Genomic DNA, 19,772 nt, shown 5'->3' with positions numbered 1-19,772 from the left:
ATTTTGGAATAGATTGTCCATGAATTGAAATGACGAGTCGTTTCAATTGGGGGCAATTCATGAACAAAATCAGGAATTTCTCGTGCGCTCTGCTGTTGGGCGGGATATTGCTCTCCGGTTGCGTGGCAAACAATAAAGTTGCTTTCCGCAAGAAGGAACTGAGCAACGAAGTCGATCAGGTCATCGCGATCGACGCCAAGCAGCGCGCTATTCTGACGACGCAGGGCGAAAAGAAGACGACGATAATCAGGTCGGAAGCTGCCGACGGCACGGTCAGGCAGGAGGAACTGACCAGCGAGTTCCGCCGCTTCTGTGCCGAGCCGAGCCCCGATGTGTTTTCCGTGCTGGCGCAGTCCTTCTCGGCTTCCGGTTCGTTCGGGCAGGAAGCGTCCGATCCGAAGGCGGTTCAGGCCGCCATGCAGGCCGCCGCCACCTCGAACGAGACAGGTTCGAGCATTCCGCGCACCCAGACGATGAACATGCTGCGCGAGCTGATGTACCGCACCTGCGAGCGTTATCTGAACGATGGAATCGGCGCGACGGAATTGTCGGTTCAGGCCATTCGCGATCAGCGGCTGATGGTGTCGATCCTGGCGATCGAGCAGTTGACGGGGGCCGTCACGCCCAGCCCGGTTGTGCTCAAGACTGGCGGTTCGGCATCGGGGGGCCTTGGCGGAGATGCGATCGCGGTATTCGACCGGTTGGCCAAGGCCAAGGAAGAAGCTGAAGAAGCGGAGGAAAAGGCCAAGTCCGCCTATGACGAGAAATTCGGCGAGGGCAAATCCTGCACCGCGATTGCCGAGGCAACCGAGGCCGGCACGGATCTCACGGACGAGCAGAAGGAAGAGGCTCCCAAATGCGATGAACTCAAGTCCGCCAAGTCGAAGGCAAGCAAGGATGCCGAGGCGGCGCGCTCCAATTTCGAGACAGTGAAGAAGGCGATCGATACCGGCGGAGTCTCGGTCTCAACGGTCGCCGATGCCATCGCACAGGGCGGTTTGAATCGCGCCAGTCCGGGCAGCGTCGGCGATGTCAGTACGGTCGTGAAGGACATCGTGGCGATGAACTTCGACGATAATTCGGAAACATTGCTCTTCTGCTTGAGCGTACTGCGCGACCCGCCTCCGCGCCTCTCGTCGGGCCAGTCCAGCCCGTTGATCGAGCAGTGCATTTCCTATCTGCAGGCGGATGTCGATGCCGCCACTCAGAAGCTGCTGCTCAATGCGGAGAAATATTCCGCCGCGCGGTCGGAAGTTACGGCCGTAAGGGAGGCGTCGTTCGAACAGCTCTGGAACAAGGTGAAGAACGGGCCGGGCGAGAGCGATCTCGCGGCGGACAAACTGAAGAAGTTGGCCGATGCGGCATTCCCACCTCCCGCGAATAGGAACGCGCGCCAGAAAGCAGCTTACGACGCGTTGATCAAAGCGAAGACCAAGACCGAACTGGCAGCTGCCTTCAGGCAGGCGACGCCGGATGTTCGTATCAGATTGAGTGAATAGGCGCTTCGGAGGTCGATTATGTGCCCTGCAATAGTAATCGCTGAGACGATCGAGAAACTCTATGCCGTGGCAGAGGATATCATCCCTCCGATCACAATCGATCCGGATACAATCCGGCAATTCGATGGCCTCGATCTACTGGCAAGTCCGCAGCTTGGCACCGGTGGGTCATTCACTACCGTGAAGAGCGGTTTTGTCGCCTTCGGGTTTTAGGCAAAGACTGCCGAAACAATCTGGCCGAAGCAATCTGGACGCCGCTCAACGCCCCTCGTCGATCCCTGCGCCCCTTTCTGAAAGTTACGGTTGAAATCGCATCCTTTTCAGGTGAGGCAGGAGATTCCCGGGGGATTCCCGTTCGTCACCTGCAAAGGCTATCCATGCGCGCCAGACTGCTTGCCGCCTCGTTCCTCGTTTCCGCTTTTGCCTGCGTGGCCCAGCCCGCACTGGCGCAGGAGAAATCCGCCGAACTTGCCGCGGTCGAGGCGCTCGGGCCGGTGCCTGCGGGGCGGCTGACCGATGCCGTGGTGCCTTCCGCCTATCGGCTGGACCTGGCGATCGACCCCGCGCAGGAAACCTATTCGGGCCGCACCCAGATCGATGTGACGATTGCCCGGCCGGCACGCTATATCGACCTGCACGGGCTCGATCTCACCCTGCTGTCGGCCACGGCCACCATTGGCGGGAAGGCCTATGCCGGGCGCTGGACCCAGCTGGACGAGACGGGCGTGGGGCGGCTGGTGTTCGACGAACAGCTTCCGGCAGGCGCGGCCCTTCTGGAATTTACCTATAGCCACGCGTTCAATGAAGGGCCTGCGGGCATTTTCCGCACCAAGGTAGGCGATCAGTGGTTTGCCTGGACGCAGTTCCAGTCGATCGATGCCCGTCAGGCCTTCCCTTCATTCGACGAGCCCGGCTTCAAGGTGCCCTTCACGGTCACTCTGCGCACGCCGCGCGGCCTGGTGGCCGTGTCGAACGCGCCGGAAGTTTCCACCGCAGTCGATGGCGACTGGGAGGTGCATCATTATGCCCAGACCAAGCCGTTGCCGACCTATCTGGCGGCCTTCATGGTCGGGCCCTTCGCGGTGGCCGAAGGGACCATCCCGGCAACGCCCGAACGCCCCTCGCCCCTGGCCCAGCGCCTGATCACCACGCCGCAGAATGCGGAGCAGAGCGCCTTCGCGCTGGATGCCACGGCGAAGATCATCCCGCTGCTGGAACGCTATTTCGGCTCTCCCTATCCTTACGAGAAGCTGGACCAGATCACTTCGCCGATCATGCCCGGCGCGATGGAGAATGCCGGGGCCGTGCTCTATGGCGACGGCATCATCATGATGGATGAAGGCGCCCCGGTTTCGGCCAAGCGCGTCGCCGGCATGGTGCTGGCGCATGAACTGGGCCACCAGTGGTTCGGCGATCTCGTTACTCCGGAATGGTGGGACGATATCTGGCTGAACGAGAGCTTCGCCACCTGGATCGGCTATTACGTGGCGGATCAGTGGCGGCCCGATCTGCGTGTGTGGGAAGGCGCGCTGGGCGAAGGCTTCGATGCGATGGGCACCGATGCGCTGGTAGTGGGGCGTCCGATCCGCCAGCCGATCCTCACCAACGGTCAGATCGATGCGGCCTTCGACACGATCACCTATGGCAAGGGCGGCCATGTCATCGCGATGATCGCCGCCTTCATGGGCGAAGAGAAGTTCCGCAACGGCGTGCGCCAGCACCTTGCCAACCACGCCTTCGGCAATGCCACGGGCGACGATTTCTTCTCCGCCCTAGCGGGGGCTGCGGGCGATCCGCGTATCGTTTCGGCAATGAAGGGCTTTGTCGAACAGCAGGGCGTGCCGCTCGTCACCGTCAAGGGTTCGCAGGGCGATTATACCGTCAGCCAGAGCCGCTATGTCCGCTTCGGCAGCAAGGGGCCGGACGTGCAATGGCAGGTGCCGCTGTGCATGCGCCGGGTGGGATCGGACGCCGAACGCAAATGCGAGCTGCTGGCCGACAAGGCCATGCCCTTCACGCTGGGCGGAGACGGCGCGCTGCTGCCCAATGCCGGCGGCACGGGCTATTACCGGTTCGAACTGCCCGCCGAAGAGTGGGACCGGCTGATCGCCACGGCAGATACGCTGAAGGGCGGCGAGGCGCAGACCTTGGCCGACAGCCTGCGCGCAAGCTTCCTTGCCGGGCGCGCAACGCCTGCGCAGCTGATCGCGCTTGCCCGCAAGCTTTCCGTCAATCCCGATTCCTACGCCTTTGGCGAAGCGGGACAGACACTGGCTCTGCTCGACATGGGCGGGCTGCTGGAAGGCAAGTCGGAAACCGCGTTCCGCAATCTGGTGGATGGCCTCTATGCCGGGCAGCTCAAGGAGATCGGGTTCGATCCCCGGCGCGGCGCCCATGCCGGCGAGGATGCCGAAGCGAGCGAACGGCGCGAGCGGCTGGTCTCCCGCCTCACCTTCCAGGCCCGTGACGCGGGCGTCCGTGCGACTCTCCTCAAGGCTGCCCGCGCCTATCTGGGCGGCGATGAGGCCGCGCTGGACCCTGCCTTCCTGCCCGAAGCGCTGGACGTCTATATCGAGGATGGCGATCTTGCCCGGGTGAAGGACCTTGCCAGCCGCGCGCTTGCCTCGCAGGATCCGGTGTTCCGCCCCGCCGCTCTCGGCGCGCTGGCCGAAAGGGGGGACAGGAAGATCGCGGATTGGCTGCTGAACGGTTTCAAGGATGAAAGGCTGCGCCCGACCGAGAAGCTGCGCCTGATCACCGGGGTGCTGCGCCGCGAGCAGACGCGCGAATTCGGCGCGGAATGGCTGCGGACAAATTACCGCGATCTGGTGCAGCAGATGGGCGGCATTTTCGTCACCCGTTCGATCCCCGGCATGCTTTCGGGCTTCTGTTCGGCCAAGCGGGCCGGCGAGTTCGAGACCCAGTTCGCGGAACTGGTCGCCAATACGCCTGCCCAATTGCCTTTCGAGCGGACGATGGAAGAAATCCGCGCTTGCGACGCACTGGTCGCCGCGCGCGGCGGTGCTGCCCGTTCGGCGCTGATCTCCGCCAAATAGGGCGCGTCAGGCCAGCGGAACGCGGATTTCGGCGGTGAGGCCCTTCACCTCGCCGCCGGACCCGTGGCGATTGGCAAGCCGCAGACTGCCGCCATGCTGGTCGGCAATGGCGCGAGCGAGGGTGAGGCCCAGCCCGGAGCCGCCCGTCACCCGGTTGCGCGAGGTTTCGCCGCGGCGGAAGGGTTCCATCATCGCGTCGATCTCGTTCTCTGGAATGCCCGGCCCGTCATCCTCCACGCGCAGCACGGCCATGCTGCCTTCGCGCAGCAGCGAGACGCGCGCCTTGCCTCCGCCATAGCGCAGGGCATTGGCGACGAGATTGCGCAGCGCCCGGCGCAGCCAGGTGGTCCGGATCAGTGCGGCGATCCGGCTGGTTTCGCCGAATTCCACATCCTCGCCCATATCCTCGAACTCCTCGACTACCGAGGCGGTCAGGGCGGCAAGGTCCGTGGTCTCGGGCTGGTCGGAGGGACGGCCCACGCGGGCGAGCGACAGAATGTCGTCCAGCGTGCGGGTGATGTCCTCGATCGTGGCGGCCATGCGCTCGCGCTCGGTCTGGTCTTCCACCGATTCGATGCGGACGCGCAGGGCGGCGAGCGGGGTCTTCAGATCGTGTCCGATCGCGCCCAGCATCACGTCCTTCTCGTCGAGCAGGGCGGCGATGCGGGCTTCCATCGCGTTATGCGCCTCGATCAGGCGGCGGGTGTCGTCGGGTCCGGCGGGCTGCAACTGCCCATCGGTTTCGCGCGTGCGGGCGAATTGCTCCATCCGGCGGGTCAGTGCGGCCAGCGGCCGGGTAATGCGGCGCAGCAGCAGGGCCAATCCGCCCACCAGCATGGCATAGATGATCATGGTCTGGCCGATGATCCCGCCCAGCGCGCCGGGTTCGGGCGCGGGATGCGGCATGCGGGCGACGGTCCAGCCCGTCTCGCCCTTGCGCTGCAAGCCGGCGACGATCAGGTCCCGGTCGGCCCATTCGGGGCGGATACGCCATTTCTCGCGGTCGCGCAGGCGCTGTTCGACATAGGGATCGTCCGCCACGTCGCGGGTCGTCACGACCAGCTGAGCCGGTTCGATGCCCTGTTCGGCCAGAATGACGCGCAATTGCTCCTCGCGCGCCGTGTCGCGGCTCTCGCCGGGGCGCAGCGGGCTGATCTTCGTGTGTTCCACCCGCAGGCGCTGCCAGCGCCGGGGCCGGTCTTCCTCTGGCCGGTCATCCTCCCGCCGGTCTGCGGAGGCGCGGTTCGGCCCTGTCTCGCGGTAATCGATGCGCGGCTCGGATACGAGCTGGAAGGCCAGGCCATTGGCCACGCCCATCTGGCGGCGCTGTTCGGAAGCGCGATAGAGCAGGGCGGCGGAGATCGCCTGCGCCACCAGCAGCGCCACGGCCACGGCGAGCAGCATCTGGCCCAGCAGGCTGCGGGGATAGAGACGCAGCTTCACGCAGCCGCTCCCGGCAGTGTGCGGCGTACATCGGTGGCCAGCACATAGCCGCCGCCGCGCACGGTCTGGATCAGGCGGGGCTCGCGCGAATCCTCCTCTATCTTGCGGCGCAGGCGGCTGACCTGATTGTCGACTGCCCGGTCGAACAGATGCGCCTCGCGGCCCTGCACCATGTCGAGCAGCCGGTCGCGGTCCATTACCTGGCGCGGATGGTCGAGGAAGGCGACCAGCAGGCGGAACTCGGCCGAGGAGATCGGCACCAGCACGCCCTGCCGGTCAGTCAGGCGGCGCTTGACCGGGTCGAGCCGCCAGCCTTCGAATTCGTAATGGGCATCTTCCTGCGGCGCGGGGCCGCTGCGCCCGGCACGGCGCAGCACGCTCTTGATCCGGGCCACCAGCTCGCGCGGTTCGAAGGGCTTCACCACATAATCGTCGGCCCCGATTTCCAGGCCCACGATGCGGTCCATCGCCTCGCCCTTGGCGGTCAGCAGGATGACGGGAAGGTCTTTCGCTTCCGTCAGATGGCGGCAGAGCGAAAGCCCGTCCTCGCCGGGCATCATGATGTCCAGCAGGACGAGTTCGGGCGTGTGATTGAGCAGGAGGGTGCGCGCCTCGGCCGCGCTGGCGGCCTGGGTCACGGCAAACCCCTGGCGGGTGAGATACTCCGCCAGGGGCTCGCGCAGGCCCGGTTCGTCGTCCACTAGCAGGATGCGGATCGGTGCCGCATTCTCGCTGGTCATATCGGGCCCCCTTCTGCCTTCTTATTCGCCGGGCTTGCCGTCCGGCGCCTGACGCATGGCGCGCCATTCTTCCTTGTGGCCCTTGCGATCGCCCTTGTGTGCCTGCTTGGCGGACTTGCGCTCGGCCTTCGAAATAGTGCCGTCATGGTCGGTATCGATCTTGTCGAAACGGGCAAGGGCGGCTGCCTTGAATTCTTCCTTCGAGATCGCACCATCCTTGTTGGCGTCGGCTGCCTGCGGGTCCATCATCGGGCCGGGGCCACCGAAGGCCATGCCGGGATGGCCCTTCATGCCCTTGCCCGGGCCGCCCTTACCGGGAGCGCCCTTTCCGGGACCGTCCTTGCCGTCCATCGGCGGGGGCGGGCCGTCGGGGCCGCCGGGGGCCATGCCCATGCGGTGGCCGCCGTGATCTTCGGGCCCACCGGGGCCGCGCATGTCGGGGCCCTCCGGACCGCCGGGGCGGGCATCGGCGAATTCCTGGCGGCTGATCTGGCCGTTGCCGTCCTTGTCGATCTTGTTGAAGCGTTCCGCGTCGCGGGCTTCACGGTCCTTGGCATCAAGCTTGCCGTCCTTGTTCACGTCCATCAGGGCGAACATCGCATCGGCGTGTTTTTCAACTTCGGCGCGCGTCTGCGGGGGCATGCCCGGACCATCGGCTGCATTGCCGGTCTGGGCACAGGCACTGCCGGCCATTGCCAGCGCGGCCGCCGAAAGAGCGAGAGTGATCTTGCGCATCGTAAGGGGCTCCATAATCCGAAAATCCGGTTTGGGGGAACTGCGGGGCCCAGTGGGAGGGAGGGGACTGAAGCGGGCCCCGCAGCTCATGAGACAGGTTCTACCGTGCGCATGTCGCTGGTTTATGCCGGGGCGCGGCAAATTTGTCGCAAAGTGTCGCGCCTGAACGGGCGTGTTCATCGGGGGGCAAGACGGTGAGGCATCGGCGGTCAACGCGGGCGGTGCTGGGTGCCCTCGCCGGCGGTGATGAACAGGCCGGCGGCCTCGCGGTCGATATTCGCCGTATGCCATGTGCCGGCTGGATTGATGGCATATTCGCCGGGGGCAAGGCGGGCATGCACGTGGGTGCCGTCTTCCAGTTCCTGGATCAGTTCCATGGTGCCTGACAGGCAGACGACCACTTCATCGCCCGCCGGGTGCATTTCCCAGCCGGGCCAGTCCCCGGCGAAGCGGAACAGCGAGACGAGCCGCCCCTCCGCGCCGTCTTCCCCGTGGCGGGCGGCATAATCGGCATACCATTGCATGGCCCGCTCATCGCGCGGAAACTCGGGCTGCGGGATCGCGCTGGCGCCCCTGCCCAGATGGATCGGGTTGGTTTCCGGCACGTGCCTGGCCATGGGGCCTCTCCCTTTTTGTGCCGTCAGAGCGGCGCGCATTGCTCCTCCAGCCAGGCGAGTACCTCGCCTTCCAGCTGGGGAGAGATCACGTCCCAGATGCGTGCGCAATAGAAGTCCCACCAGGCACGCTCATTATCGGTCACCTGATCGAGGTCGATCAGGCGGCGGTCGATGGGCACCAGAGTGAGCGTTTCGAAGCCCAGCCATGCCCCTTCCGCGCCGTGGATGTGGCGTTCTTCCACCACCACCAGATTTTCCACCCGGATGCCGTATTCGCCGGTCTTGTAATAGCCTGGCTCGTTGGAAAGGATCATGCCGGGCAGCAATTCCTGCTCGCCGCCCGCCTGCGCCCCGCGTGCCTTTGCAATGCGCTGGGGCCCTTCATGGACGGACAGGAAGCTGCCCACGCCGTGGCCGGTGCCATGGGCGTAATCCAACCCGGCCCGCCACAGGAACTGCCGGGCCAGCGTGTCGAGCTGGCTGCCGGTGGTGCCAGTGGGAAAGGTCTGGGTGGCCAGCGCCAGATTGCCGCGCAGCACGCGGCTGAACCGGTCTTTCACGTCATGCGGCGGCTCGTCCGGCCCGATCCATATGGTGCGGGTGATGTCGGTGGTGCCATCGGGATATTGCCCGCCCGAATCGACCAGATAGACGCTGTTCGGATCGAGCCTGCGATTGGTCTCCTCGCTGACGCGGTAATGCACGATGGCCCCATTCGGCCCCGCGCCGGAAATCGTGTCGAAGGACAGGTCGCGCAAATCGCCGCATTCGCGGCGGAACTGGTGCAGCTTTTCCGCCGCGGACATTTCGGTGACGGTCCCCTTGGGCCCTTCGACCGACAGCCAGTGAAGGAAGCGCGTAACCGCCGCCCCGTCACGCGCCTGCGCGGCGCGGTGGCCGTCCAGTTCGACCTGGTTCTTGATCGCCTTGGGCAGCACGCAGGGATCACCGGTTTCGACCACCACCGCGCCCGCATTGTCGAGCGCGGCAAAGATGCCCGCCACGCAATTGGTGGGATCGGCCGCCACGCGCTTGCCGTGCAGTTCTTCCAGCGCGGACACGAAGTCCGCCTTGTCGCGCAGGCGCACGGCATTGCCCAGATGGGCGATGAATTCGGGCGTGACCTTTTCGGGCGCGATGAACAGATCGGCCGTGCCGTCCGCATGGGCGACGACATAGGACAGGGTCACCGGCGTGCGCTCCACATCGGTGCCGCGGATGTTGAGCAGCCAGGCGACGGAATCGAGCGCGGCGATCACCGCTGCGTCGAGCCCATAGGTCTTGAGCCATTCGCCCAGCTCGGCGCGCTTTTCGGCACTGGGCTTGCCGGAATAGACATCGTCATGGACGAGGGCGGGGGCGAGCGAGGGCTCGGGCCGGTCCTGCCACACGGCATCCACCGGATTGCTGTCCACCGCGACAAGCCTGCTGCCCTTGGGCGCCAGCGCGCGGGCCACGGCCTCGGCCCAGCCCTTGGAATGGAGCCAGGCATCATAGCCGATGGTCGCGCCATCGGGCGCATTCTCGCCCAGCCATTTGGCGGGGCTGGTCTCGGGCACGCCCTGATATTCCCAATGGGCGCCGTCCACCTGATCGCGCACCTGCAATGTGTAGCGCCCGTCGACGAAGATCGCCGCCTTGTCGGCAAGGACGACCGCCGTTCCCGCCGACCCGCCAAAGCCCGTCAGCCAGGCAAGGCGCTGGGCATAGGCGCCGACATATTCGCTCATATGCTCGTCGCTGATCGGCACCACGAAGCCGTCGAGGCCGCGTGAGGCGAGTTCCTTCCTCAGGGCGGTCAGGCGGGCTTCGTGTGTTTGCATCAGCATTGCTTGCGGTCCTTTCCGCACCAACATAGGGCGGGATCATGGCCGATACCACACCCGCAACGCCCGTCACCGCGCCTCTCGCGGCGAAGAAGCCCCATTCCGTCACGCATCACGGCATCACCGTGGCCGACCACTACGCATGGCTGCGCGATCCCCTCTATCCGGACGTGACCGACAAGGACGTGCTCGCCCATCTCGAGGCGGAGAATGCGTGGTTCGAAGCGCGGATGAAGCCGCACCAGCCGCTGATCGACAGCCTGTTCACCGAAATGCGCGCCCGCATCAAGGAAGCGGACAAGTCCGTGCCGCAGAAGGACGGCAACTGGCTCTATTGGATCGAATTCGAGGAAGGCGCGGAATACAAGAAATGGTGGCGCCGCCCCCTGGGCGCGCCCGACGATGGCAGCGCGGACGAACTGATCCTGGACGAGGTCGCGCTGGCGGGCGACCTTGAATATTTCCGCCTCGGCGCATTGTCGGTCAGCCAGAACGGCATGATGCTGGCCTATGCGGTGGACGATAACGGCTCCGAACGCTTCACCGTGCGGATCAAGGATCTGGCGACGGGCGAATTGCTGCCCGACACGATCCCCGGCACGCTCTCCTCGCTGGTATGGGTCGCGGGCGACAAGGGCCTGATCTACTCGCTGGCGAATGAACAGTGGCGCACGGACAATGTCCGCCTGCACTGGCTGGGCCAGCCGCTGGAAGAGGATGTGGAACTGTATCACGAAGATGATGAAGGCTTCCGCGTCGGCTCCACCCTGTCGGCCAATGAGAAATGGGTGATCATCTCCGCCGGAGACCATGAGACGAGCGAGGCGCGGCTGATCCCGGCCGACGATCCGCTGGCCACGCCGATTCTGGTCAGGGCGCGGCAGGCAGGCGTCGAATATGACGTGGACGAGCGCGACGGCACCTTGTTTATCCACGCCAACGACACGCATGAGAATTTCCGCCTCGCCACCGCGCCTTTGGCCGATCCGGGCAACTGGACGACTCTGATCGAAGGGTCGGACGAGTTCTACCTGACTGGCTACGATCTCTTTAGGGATTTCTACGTAATCGAGGGTCGCCGCGCCGGGCTCGATCAGGTGGAACTGCGCTATTACGACGATCCGGCGCGGATCGAGCCGATCACTTTCCCCGAGGCGAGCTATGTCGCCGGGCTGGGCGACAATCCCGAATGGGCGATGGACAAGCTTCGTTTGTCCTATGAAAGCATGGTCAGCCCGCGCTCGGTCTATGATTACACCGTGGCGGATCGCAGCCTCGAACTGCTCAAGGTGCAGGAAATCCCCTCGGGCTACGACGCCTCGCTCTATGCGACCGAGCGGCTGGAGATCGCCGCGCGGGATGGAACGAAAATCCCGGTCAGCGTGGTCTATCGCAAGGATCGCGCCTCGCCCGGTCCGCTGCACCTTTACGGCTATGGCGCCTATGGCATTTCGATCGAGCCGGGCTTCTCCACCACGCGCCTCAGCCTGGTGGATCGCGGCTTTGCCTATGCCATCGCCCATATTCGCGGCGGCGACGATCTGGGCCGCGCCTGGTACAAGGCGGGCAAGCTGGAACGGCGGACCAACACGTTCAACGATTTCGTGGATGTGGCGCAGGGCCTGATCGCTCACGGCTTTACCGAGGCAGGGCGGATCAGCATTTCCGGCGGTTCGGCAGGTGGCGAGCTGATGGGCGCGGTGGTCAATTCGGACCCCGGCCTGTGGGGCGCAGTGGTGGCGCATGTGCCCTTTGTGGACGTGCTGGCGACCATGCTGGACGCCTCCCTGCCGCTGACGCCCGGCGAATGGCCCGAATGGGGCAACCCGATCGAGGACAAGGCGGCCTTCGAACTGATCCGCAGCTATTCGCCCTATGATCAGGTGAAGGCGCAGGCCTATCCGCCGATCATGGTGACCGCCGGCCTCAACGATCCGCGCGTGACCTATTGGGAACCGGCCAAGTGGGTGGCCAAGCTGCGCGAGTTGAAAACCGACAGCAACGAGCTGATCCTCAAGACCAATATGGGTGCGGGCCATGGCGGCAAGTCCGGCCGGTTCGAGAGTCTGAAGGAAACGGCGGAAGAATTCGCCTTCATCCTGTGGCAATTGGGAGTGGCGGAATAATCCATTATCCGCTCATGCTGAGCCTGTCGAAGCATGTGCGCCACGGCCGCCTTGACGCTGGCCAATGCGTGCATCCTTCGACAAGCTCAGGACGAACGGGCGTTTGGTTCGGGAACCCCCAATGAGCAACTCCTTCACTCTCACCTTCACTGCCGGGCCGGAGCACATCGACTTCAATGGCCATGTGAACAACATGGTGTGGCTGCAATGGGTGCAGGACATCGCCACGGCCCATTGGGAAGCGGTTGCCCCGACGGAGCATCAGGCGCGATATGTCTGGTTCGTGACCCGGCACGAGATCGATTATCGCGGCAATATCGTGGAAGGGGAGGAAGTGACGGGGCGCACCTTCATTCCCGATCCGCCGCAGGGCGCGCGCTTCCTGCGCTGCGTCGATTTCACCAATGCGGTGGGCAAGCCGATCGTCAAGGTGCGCTCGATCTGGGCGATGATCGACCGGGAAACAGGCCGGCCGCAGCGGATAACGCCCGAAATTTCCGGGCCCTTCATGGCGGAGTGACGGGGTCGCCTCAGGCGCTCTTGCTACGTTCCGTGGTGCGTTCGTCCATGCGCCGATCCTGTCGGCGCCGGTCGCCGCCCCGCCGGTCTTTCCCATGGGCGTCGAACAGGGTCAGCTTCTCGCCGATAGTGCGGTTGCGGCCGGCCTGCTTGGCTTCGTAGAGCAGCTTGTCCGCACGGGAATAGAGCGCGCGGAAGGAACTCGCGCCCATGGCCTCGGGCGGGCCTTCCACCACGCCCATGCTCGCGGTGACAAGGCGGCTGAGCCCCGGCACTTCCTCCGCGATCCTAAGTGGCAGCATCTGGCGGCGCTGTTCGGCGCGGGCGCGGGCATCGGGGCCGCGCAGCAGCAGCAGGAATTCCTCCCCGCCCAGCCGCATCACCAGCGTATCCTCGTCGGGCGCAAGGCTGCGGGCAGTTGCGCGCAGCACTTCGTCGCCCATGGCATGGCCGTGCAGGTCGTTGATTGCCTTGAAGTGATCGAGATCGAGCAGGGCATATGTGCCGAAGCCGTGTTCGCACAATTGGTGGAAGCGCGGCTCGATCGCACGACGGTTGAGCAGGCCGGTCAGCGGATCGTGATCGGCCAGCGTTTCCAGCACCTGCGCGCGGGTGCGGGCAGTGTCGCGCTGGTCGCGCAGGCCCATCATGCGGTCGGCCACGCCCACGGCGGAAATGATCACTTCCACCACCAGTGCTGCATAGATCAACTCATCAACCAGTTCGGGCGCGCCATACAGGCCCACGCCCCGCGCGATCCGCTCCACCCCGCACAGGATGATCGGGGTCCAGGCGGCGATCAGGAACTTCACCGAGCGGCTGCGGCGGCGCAGCGCCTGCGCCATGGCCGCCAGCTGGAGCAGGAGCGCGGGCAGATAGCCGATGAAATAGAACTGGTGGGACCGGTAATCGAGGAAGGGCGGGTGCAGGGTAATCAGCCCCGGCCCCAGGATCACCAGCAGGCTGGCGACCCGCACTGCCAGCCGCATTCGCTTGCTCAGGGCATCGGGTTCGAGGAAATCCGCCAGGAAGAAGCCTGCCAGCCCCACGGCCAGCGCGGGGGTGAAGCCGTTGATCTTGGCCAGCGTCACCACCCCTAGGTCAGTGAACAGCACGATCAGGCCGGAAAAGCTCGTCACATAGCCGATCATCGCCAGCACCATGGTGACGTGCCACAGGATGAAGCGCTGGCGCAGCACCGAATAGAGCGCGATATCGAAGATCAGCGGCGCGAAGAGCAGCCCGGCCAGCATGCCGAACCCCACCATCACGGCAATCGGCCAGTTTCCCGCACCGGCTTCGGCGGACAGGCGCGCATCGGAGAGGACGGCGGCGTTCCACGGCCGTTCGAACCGCACCACCACTGCCACCGTATTTGCCGAGACGCGGGGCAGCGGCGCGGAAAAGACCGAGCGGCCCGCGCGCGGCGTAACCTGCTCCGGCGAGAAGTTCAGCGCCCGTGCCGTGCCATCGGCATCCACGGCCAGAATGCTCAGCCGGTCGAACTTGGTCACGCGGGTGACTAGCGTCAGGGGCAGTTCCTTGCCCTGCCAGGCGCTGGCATCGAAGCGCAGCCATCCGGCCGGCTGGCTATCCTTCCAATGAGTGGAATTGCAGATCCAGGCATCGGGATCGGCGGCCAACTGCACGTAAGTGGTGCCGGCGGGGCTGAAGGCATGGCATGTGGGCGCAATCGCCGCCACCCCCTCTTCATGCGCCGCAGCGGGCGCGCAAAGGGCAAGGGCGGACGCAATCAGCACCGCAAGGCATGCGAGCATGCGCCTGAAACCACCTATCCCCATGAAGGCGGCCTAGGCCCGAGAAGTTTACCCGGAGTTAAGTATGCGGCGAGCCGAGCAGCACTTTCGCGCCGCCCGACTTCGCTCCCGCCCGTCGCGGTCGATCAGCGCGCCTTGAACAGCTTCAGGTCGATGGAATCGCCCACAGCCTTCAGCCCGGCATCGCTGCCATGCAGGTGGTCGCCCATGTGATAGCCCTCTCGCATCTGGCGCGGGTCGGCAGGGTCGGCAAAGGCGGTGTCGAGCCGCACGATCCCGTCGAAGGCGCCGCCGGTCAGGATCCATTGATTGATCTTTTCGCGCGCCGCCTCGCCTTCTTCGGACCAGTAGCTGGCGCCCTTGTAGGGGCCGATGGGCGATCCGATCACCTTGATGCCCTTTTCATGGGCGCGGGCGATGATCTGCTTGTAGCCGGCGATCATCTGTTCGACCGTGATCTGCGGCTGGTCCAGCCCCGGCAGCTGCGGCCCGCCGCTGCGCACGCCGAAGCGGTTGCCGATGTCGTTCACCCCTTCGAACACGATCATGTATTTCACGTTGGGCAGGCTCAGCACGTCCTCGTCGAAGCGGGCCAGCGCCGCTTCGCCCATGCCGGGGCTGAGGATGCGGTTGCCGCTGATGGCCGTATTGGCCACGGCCCATTCCTTGCCCGCGTCCTGCAACCGGTTGGCAAGGATATCGGGCCAGCGGCGATTGGCGCCGGGAGTGGAACCTACGCCGTCGGTGATCGAATCGCCGAAGGTCACGATCGTGCCCAGCGCATCGGGCGAATCCACTTCAACCACGCTCAGGAAAGCGCGGTATTGCGCCTTGGACACGGGCTCGAAGGCCTTGCCTACGTGATTGCCGGGGGGCGACACGGCCAGTTCGTCCATGCCGGTAAGGTGGCAGGTGCAGGGGCCGGTCGGCTTGGGCAGGTAGAATTCCACTTTCACTCGCGCCAGATCGGGCAGGTGCAGCTTGACCGCGTCGCTGACAAAAGGCGCGCCGCGCGGGATCACTGCCCCGGCTTCGCCGCCGAAAGTCAGCATGCGCGAAGTGCCGGGCACTTCCTTGCCCGCATCGTCGATCCGCACGATCCGCGCCGCGCCGATCTCCAGCGGGCCGGGGCCATAGCGATTGGAAAAGCGCAGCCGAACGCTGGTGCCGCCTTCGCTCAGTCGTAGGATCTGGCTCAGCGTGACATTGTCATAGGAAGCGGCGGCAAAGGGCCCTTCCGTGCCCAGCGGCGCATGGGGCGCGGCAGCCCAGCTTGCCACCCATTCGGCCTGCGCGGGCGAAGCTGCGGCAAGGCTGAGTGCGGCGGCGGCAAGGCCCGCGCCCGTCAATCGGTTAAAACGCATCCCCCAATTCCTTCCTCTCATGCGGATTTTGCCGCATCATGGAATGGCACATGGGGGATGCGCAAGACTTGCCTTTGAGCGTCGCCCACGCTCAGCCCTTGTAGACCCAGTAATTCGGGCCGAAGCGCTGTTCCAGATCGGCGAGGCATTCGCGGTGAATCTCGCGCACGCGCTCGGGCGTCATATATTCGGCCGGGTCGATTTCCTCGATGGTGAGGGTGGATTTGTCTTCATACAGGTGCTCGCCCGTCAGCAGCGCCTTGTCATTATAGGGCCAGATGAAGGCCTGGCGGCTGGAGACGAGATAGAGCCCGTCTTCCTTTTCCGCCTTGATGCCGATCTTGGCCAGTTCCGCGCCGGTGGACATCTGGTGGAACCACATCTCGTCGGCAATGCCCCAATCGGCCACGGCCACCTGGTCGCCGCTGTTCCACAGCACGATGTCGCCGATGGACGAATAGAAATCGAACACGCCCTGCTTGCCGTGGACCTGCACCGGATTGTCGCCCCAGCACACGTGATAGACGGGATCGTCGGCCATCATGTCGTCGGCAGTGATTTCCTTGAACATCGCCGCGCCTTCCAGATGTACGTGGCGGCAGTAATTGAGCAGGATCGCGCGGTGCAGCGGGTTTTCCGTCCGCTCGATCAGGTCGAGCGTCGGGTTCATGCAGTCATAGACTTCCTGTTCGTATTTGCTGGCCATGGCCTCTCTCTCCGATCTGTTTGAGCCAGCTTGTGCCACGCATGGCCGCCCACCCGCTAGGAGCGGGGCGCAGAAACGGTGTGACGGCAGCGCAAGCGCGGCGAGAGACGTCGTCCCGGGCCTGACCCGGGACCGCTGGCTACCTGGCACCCAGCCTTCAGCGATCCCGGCGCGACCACCGGGAGGTTTATCCTGAGCCTGACGAAGGGCCGGGATGACGATGGGCCTCAGTCGGTCGAGCGGCGGTCGATCCGGGCAATGGCGCTGTCCAGCGATTTCACCCGTTCGGCCCCGGCAAAGCGGGGTTCGGCGCGGGCGAGCGTTTCCCACACGGCGGGCTGCATGTCGCACAGGATCACTCGCGTCTCGCGCTCCTTCGCCTGGCGGACGAAGGTTTCGAGCACGGAGAGGCCGGAGGAATCCATATAGGGCACCCGGTCCAGCCGCAGGATCACCGCGCGCGGCACCTGGCCGATGCGGGTCAGCGTATCCAGCATGTCGCCCGCCACGCCGAAGAACATCGGCCCGGCGATGCGGAACACTTCCACGCCCTGCGGCAGGGCGGCGCGCTGGCCCGGGTCCTCGATGCTGAGATCGTCGGCCAGCACGCCCGTGGCGCTGGAAATGCGGGCCATGAACAGCAGCGAGGCAAGCGTCACGCCCACGCCGATCGCCACGGTCAGGTCCACCAGCACGGTCAGCGCGAAGGTCAGCAGCAGCAGCACCCGCTCGCCCACTTCCATGCGCAGCAGCATGCGGAAGCGTTCCACCTCGCTCATGCCCCAGGCCACGATCAGCAGGATCGCGGCCAGCGCCGGCATGGGAACATAGGCGACCAGCCCGCCTGCCACCAACAGCACCACCAGCAGGGCCAGCGAATGGAAGATGCCCGCCATCGGCGTCTGCGCGCCGGCGCGGATATTGGTGGCGGTGCGGGCAATCGCACCGGTGGCGGGCAAGCCGCCGAACAGGGCGGAAGCGAGATTCGCCACGCCCTGCCCGATCAGTTCCTGATTGGGGCGGTGCTTGTATCCGGTCATCCCGTCGGCCACCACGGCGGACAGCAGCGCCTCGATCCCGGCGAGGAAAGCGATAGTGAAGGCCGATGGCAGCACGTCGCGCAGCATGGGCAGCGTGAAGCGCGGCATTTCGGGCATGGGCAGGCTGGTCGGCATGTCGGGGAAGCGTGCGCCCACGGTCTCCACCGGCAGGCCGAGCAGCAGCACGGCGAGCGATGCGACGCCAATGGCGATCAGATAGCCGGGCAGCTTCGGATTGATCCGCTTGAGCAGCAGGATCACCGCCAGCGATCCGGCGCCCACCGCCAGCGTGGGCCAGCTGGTGGTGCCGATGGCGTTCAGATAGGCTTCCCATTTGCCGAGGAATTCGGCGGGAACCTTGCCCGCCTGCAGGCCCAGGAAATCGCCGATCTGGCTGGAGGCGATGATCACCGCGATGCCCGCGGTAAAGCCCGTCACCACCGGCATGGGCACGAATTTCATCAGCTGGCCCAGCCGGGCATAGCCCGCCACGATCAGGATGATCCCGGCAAGGATCGTCGCCAGCACCAGCCCGGAATAGCCGTGCTGCGCGATCACGCCCGCGATCACCACCACGAAGGCGCCGGTCGGCCCGCCCACCTGCACGCGCGATCCGCCCAGCGCGGAAATGAAGAAGCCCGCCACCACGGCCGTTACCAGCCCCTTGTCGGGTGAGGCGCCGCTGGCGATGGCCAGCGCCATGGAAAGCGGCAGGGCCACGATCGCCACGGTCAGCCCCGCCATGGCATCGGCCCGCAACCGCGCGGCGGTGTAGCCTTCGCGGAAGGCGGTGATCAGCTTGGGGGTGAAGGCGGGGGGCAGGCTGGCCATCATTCGTGCCTCGGGTTGCCACTAGGGGCAGGGGGCCGGTTGCGGGGCCTGCTTGTCATAAAGCAGCGATGCATCCGCGCCGCTGGAAGCGCCCGCCATCGTCTCGCGCAGGCGCACGCCCCGGCCGATCCCGGCGCTGGGCGAATGTTCGCCGATGATCTCGATCCCGGCCTTTTCAAGCCCGCCGATCACCTTGACCAGTGTATCCACCGTGCCGCGCACCTGCCCCTCGCTCGCCTCCATCCGCTGGATCGTGGGGAGGGACACGCCTGCCAGCTCGGCCAGCTGCTTCTGGTCGATCCCGAGAAGCGCGCGGGCAGCGCGGATTTGCTGGGCAGTGATCATGTATGATTCCTGATGTATAGAACATCTATATAGGTGTTTGGATGCAGGATTTGCAAGAGATGAACATCATGAAGCCTCCATCTCGTCATCCCGGAACCCCCGCCTGCCCCCGCGCAGGCGGGGGTTCCGGGATCCCGCTACTTCTCTCTTAGGAAGCTGGACCCCGGCACAAGGCCGGGGTGACGGTGGATGGTAGGGCCGCCTAGTGGCCAGCGATCCCGGCGCGACCGCCGGGAGGTTTATCCTGAGCCTGACGAAGGGCCGGGATGACGATTGGGTGTGCCATCTTGACATTATGAACCATTTGGGTTATATGCACCAAGGCCAGCTAACCACTGGCACCAGCGACGGGGTGCAGGAGCGGTAGCGCTTCGTTTCCTCTCCCGCGCCGGGCCGGCGCTTCCTGAGAGCCGGGCATCAGGGCAAGGTGGATGTCAACGCCGGGCCCGCCCGCTGGATCAGCGCCCGTGATACGATGCGTGGCCGGATAGATGTTTCGCCCCAGAGGAACCTCTGTCCGACAGGGAAAGGCTCAGCTGCGAGCCCTAGGTCTTTCCCGCTGCGCCTCGCAGGGCCGAGCAGACAAGTTTGCCGCGATACTTCGCCTGCCATTCGCAAGACCAACAACGCGCAAAGCCTCGCTCGCCAGAGCGGGCGCCAGAAAGACCGGCCCGGCCCCGTCCGTTCGGTTTCTCTCCCCCGGCGTAGTCCGCATTCGCCAGCGGAGGATTTGGCGTGTCTGGCGGAGGCGTCGTCCCGGACTTGATCCGGGACCGCTGTGAACTGGGTGCTTCGTGGCCAGCGATCCCGGGTCAAGCCCGGGATGACGATTGTTCCAAAGCATTGCTCAGGTGAACGTCGATCCCAGATTCAGCCATTCAGGATTGGCGGCTTCGATAAGTTCTATCTTCCACTCGCGCTTCCAGTTCTTGAGCTGTTTCTCGCGAGCGATGGCTTCTTCGATCGTAGGATATTCCTCGGTCAGCACCAGCAGGTCGACGCCGTATTTTCGGCAGAAGGCAGAACCTTGCCCATTCCGGTGCTGCCACATGCGCTGATCGATGTTCGCAGTAACGCCGATATACAGGATGCCATGCGCGCGGTTGGCCATGATGTAGGTCCACCCGCCTTGCATCCGACGTATTCT

Annotated in this window: 15 protein-coding genes; 4 read left to right on the top strand and 11 right to left on the bottom strand. The window is 65.1% G+C overall.

Annotated features, from left to right (window positions below):
* Positions 1–59 precede the first annotated feature (59 nt).
* A complete protein-coding gene (locus WFP36_RS06005) occupies positions 60–1,499 on the top strand; it encodes a hypothetical protein (protein WP_336978801.1) in 1,440 nt (479 codons plus the stop codon).
* A 377-nt stretch (positions 1,500–1,876) separates the two neighbouring features.
* Positions 1,877–4,555, top strand: a complete 2,679-nt coding sequence (locus WFP36_RS06000; RefSeq protein ID WP_336978799.1) for a M1 family metallopeptidase — start codon at positions 1,877–1,879, stop codon at positions 4,553–4,555.
* A 6-nt stretch (positions 4,556–4,561) separates the two neighbouring features.
* On the opposite strand, the gene WFP36_RS05995 is transcribed toward WFP36_RS06000, so the two are convergent.
* From WFP36_RS05995 to WFP36_RS05975, 5 genes are all read right to left on the bottom strand, one after another.
* The gene (locus WFP36_RS05995; RefSeq protein ID WP_336978797.1) at positions 4,562–5,998 is read right to left on the bottom strand and encodes a sensor histidine kinase; all 1,437 of its coding nucleotides are present in this window, start codon (positions 5,996–5,998) and stop codon (positions 4,562–4,564) included.
* Positions 5,995–6,738 carry a response regulator gene (locus tag WFP36_RS05990; protein ID WP_336978795.1) on the bottom strand — a complete coding sequence of 248 codons (744 nt, stop codon included), beginning with the start codon at positions 6,736–6,738 and terminating at the stop codon, positions 5,995–5,997. Before WFP36_RS05990 ends, WFP36_RS05995 begins: the two co-directional genes overlap by 4 nt.
* Before the next feature lie 21 nt (positions 6,739–6,759).
* Positions 6,760–7,473 carry an EF-hand domain-containing protein gene (locus WFP36_RS05985; protein ID WP_336978793.1) on the bottom strand — a complete coding sequence of 238 codons (714 nt, stop codon included), beginning with the start codon at positions 7,471–7,473 and terminating at the stop codon, positions 6,760–6,762.
* A 209-nt stretch (positions 7,474–7,682) separates the two neighbouring features.
* Positions 7,683–8,090: a cupin domain-containing protein gene (locus WFP36_RS05980; protein WP_336978791.1), complete on the bottom strand. Its 408-nt coding sequence runs from the start codon at positions 8,088–8,090 to the stop codon at positions 7,683–7,685.
* Between the two features lie 23 nt (positions 8,091–8,113).
* Positions 8,114–9,913, bottom strand: coding sequence for an aminopeptidase P family protein (locus tag WFP36_RS05975; protein WP_336980020.1), 1,800 nt, complete (start codon positions 9,911–9,913; stop codon positions 8,114–8,116).
* Between the two features lie 44 nt (positions 9,914–9,957).
* Between WFP36_RS05975 and WFP36_RS05970 the strand changes: the two genes are divergently transcribed.
* Positions 9,958–12,042, top strand: coding sequence for a S9 family peptidase (locus WFP36_RS05970; protein WP_336978790.1), 2,085 nt, complete (start codon positions 9,958–9,960; stop codon positions 12,040–12,042).
* A 121-nt stretch (positions 12,043–12,163) separates the two neighbouring features.
* Positions 12,164–12,562 (top strand): acyl-CoA thioesterase, encoded by a 399-nt coding sequence (locus WFP36_RS05965; RefSeq protein WP_336978787.1) that lies wholly within the window; start codon positions 12,164–12,166, stop codon positions 12,560–12,562.
* Positions 12,563–12,572: 10 nt separating this feature from the next.
* Here the strand turns inward: WFP36_RS05965 and WFP36_RS05960 are convergent, their stop codons facing one another.
* The 6 genes from WFP36_RS05960 to WFP36_RS05935 form a co-directional block, all read right to left on the bottom strand.
* Positions 12,573–14,339: a sensor domain-containing diguanylate cyclase gene (locus WFP36_RS05960; protein WP_336978785.1), complete on the bottom strand. Its 1,767-nt coding sequence runs from the start codon at positions 14,337–14,339 to the stop codon at positions 12,573–12,575.
* A 125-nt stretch (positions 14,340–14,464) separates the two neighbouring features.
* Positions 14,465–15,703, bottom strand: a complete 1,239-nt coding sequence (locus WFP36_RS05955; RefSeq protein WP_336978783.1) for an SGNH/GDSL hydrolase family protein — start codon at positions 15,701–15,703, stop codon at positions 14,465–14,467.
* 91 nt (positions 15,704–15,794) lie between these two features.
* Entirely contained in the window at positions 15,795–16,409 is a 615-nt protein-coding gene (locus tag WFP36_RS05950) for a hypothetical protein (RefSeq protein ID WP_336978782.1), read from the bottom strand.
* 227 nt (positions 16,410–16,636) lie between these two features.
* Positions 16,637–18,280: a SulP family inorganic anion transporter gene (locus WFP36_RS05945; protein WP_336978780.1), complete on the bottom strand. Its 1,644-nt coding sequence runs from the start codon at positions 18,278–18,280 to the stop codon at positions 16,637–16,639.
* A gap of 21 nt (positions 18,281–18,301) precedes the next feature.
* Positions 18,302–18,625, bottom strand: a complete 324-nt coding sequence (locus tag WFP36_RS05940; protein WP_336978778.1) for a helix-turn-helix domain-containing protein — start codon at positions 18,623–18,625, stop codon at positions 18,302–18,304.
* Between the two features lie 847 nt (positions 18,626–19,472).
* Positions 19,473–19,760 carry a GIY-YIG nuclease family protein gene (locus WFP36_RS05935; RefSeq protein WP_336978776.1) on the bottom strand — a complete coding sequence of 96 codons (288 nt, stop codon included), beginning with the start codon at positions 19,758–19,760 and terminating at the stop codon, positions 19,473–19,475.
* Positions 19,761–19,772 lie beyond the last annotated feature (12 nt).

Source organism: Fulverythrobacter fulvus (assembly GCF_037154085.1).
In the GTDB taxonomy this organism is placed as follows: domain Bacteria; phylum Pseudomonadota; class Alphaproteobacteria; order Sphingomonadales; family Sphingomonadaceae; genus Andeanibacterium; species Andeanibacterium fulvum.
This window is presented reverse-complemented; position numbering and strand designations above follow the sequence as displayed.

What these genes read in the sequence shown, in the direction of transcription:
- WFP36_RS06005 (WP_336978801.1), top strand. Translation starts at nt 60, where the DNA reads ATGAACAAAATCAGGAATTTCTCGTGCGCTCTGCTGTTGGGCGGGATA.
- WFP36_RS06000 (WP_336978799.1), top strand. Translation starts at nt 1,877, where the DNA reads ATGCGCGCCAGACTGCTTGCCGCCTCGTTCCTCGTTTCCGCTTTTGCC.
- WFP36_RS05990 (WP_336978795.1), bottom strand. Translation starts at nt 6,738, where the DNA reads ATGACCAGCGAGAATGCGGCACCGATCCGCATCCTGCTAGTGGACGAC.
- WFP36_RS05985 (WP_336978793.1), bottom strand. Translation starts at nt 7,473, where the DNA reads ATGCGCAAGATCACTCTCGCTCTTTCGGCGGCCGCGCTGGCAATGGCC.
- WFP36_RS05980 (WP_336978791.1), bottom strand. Translation starts at nt 8,090, where the DNA reads ATGGCCAGGCACGTGCCGGAAACCAACCCGATCCATCTGGGCAGGGGC.
- WFP36_RS05975 (WP_336980020.1), bottom strand. Translation starts at nt 9,913, where the DNA reads ATGCAAACACACGAAGCCCGCCTGACCGCCCTGAGGAAGGAACTCGCC.
- WFP36_RS05970 (WP_336978790.1), top strand. Translation starts at nt 9,958, where the DNA reads ATGGCCGATACCACACCCGCAACGCCCGTCACCGCGCCTCTCGCGGCG.
- WFP36_RS05965 (WP_336978787.1), top strand. Translation starts at nt 12,164, where the DNA reads ATGAGCAACTCCTTCACTCTCACCTTCACTGCCGGGCCGGAGCACATC.
- WFP36_RS05960 (WP_336978785.1), bottom strand. Translation starts at nt 14,339, where the DNA reads ATGCTCGCATGCCTTGCGGTGCTGATTGCGTCCGCCCTTGCCCTTTGC.
- WFP36_RS05955 (WP_336978783.1), bottom strand. Translation starts at nt 15,703, where the DNA reads ATGCGTTTTAACCGATTGACGGGCGCGGGCCTTGCCGCCGCCGCACTC.
- WFP36_RS05950 (WP_336978782.1), bottom strand. Translation starts at nt 16,409, where the DNA reads ATGGCCAGCAAATACGAACAGGAAGTCTATGACTGCATGAACCCGACG.
- WFP36_RS05945 (WP_336978780.1), bottom strand. Translation starts at nt 18,280, where the DNA reads ATGGCCAGCCTGCCCCCCGCCTTCACCCCCAAGCTGATCACCGCCTTC.
- WFP36_RS05940 (WP_336978778.1), bottom strand. Translation starts at nt 18,625, where the DNA reads ATGATCACTGCCCAGCAAATCCGCGCTGCCCGCGCGCTTCTCGGGATC.
- WFP36_RS05935 (WP_336978776.1), bottom strand. Translation starts at nt 19,760, where the DNA reads ATGCAAGGCGGGTGGACCTACATCATGGCCAACCGCGCGCATGGCATC.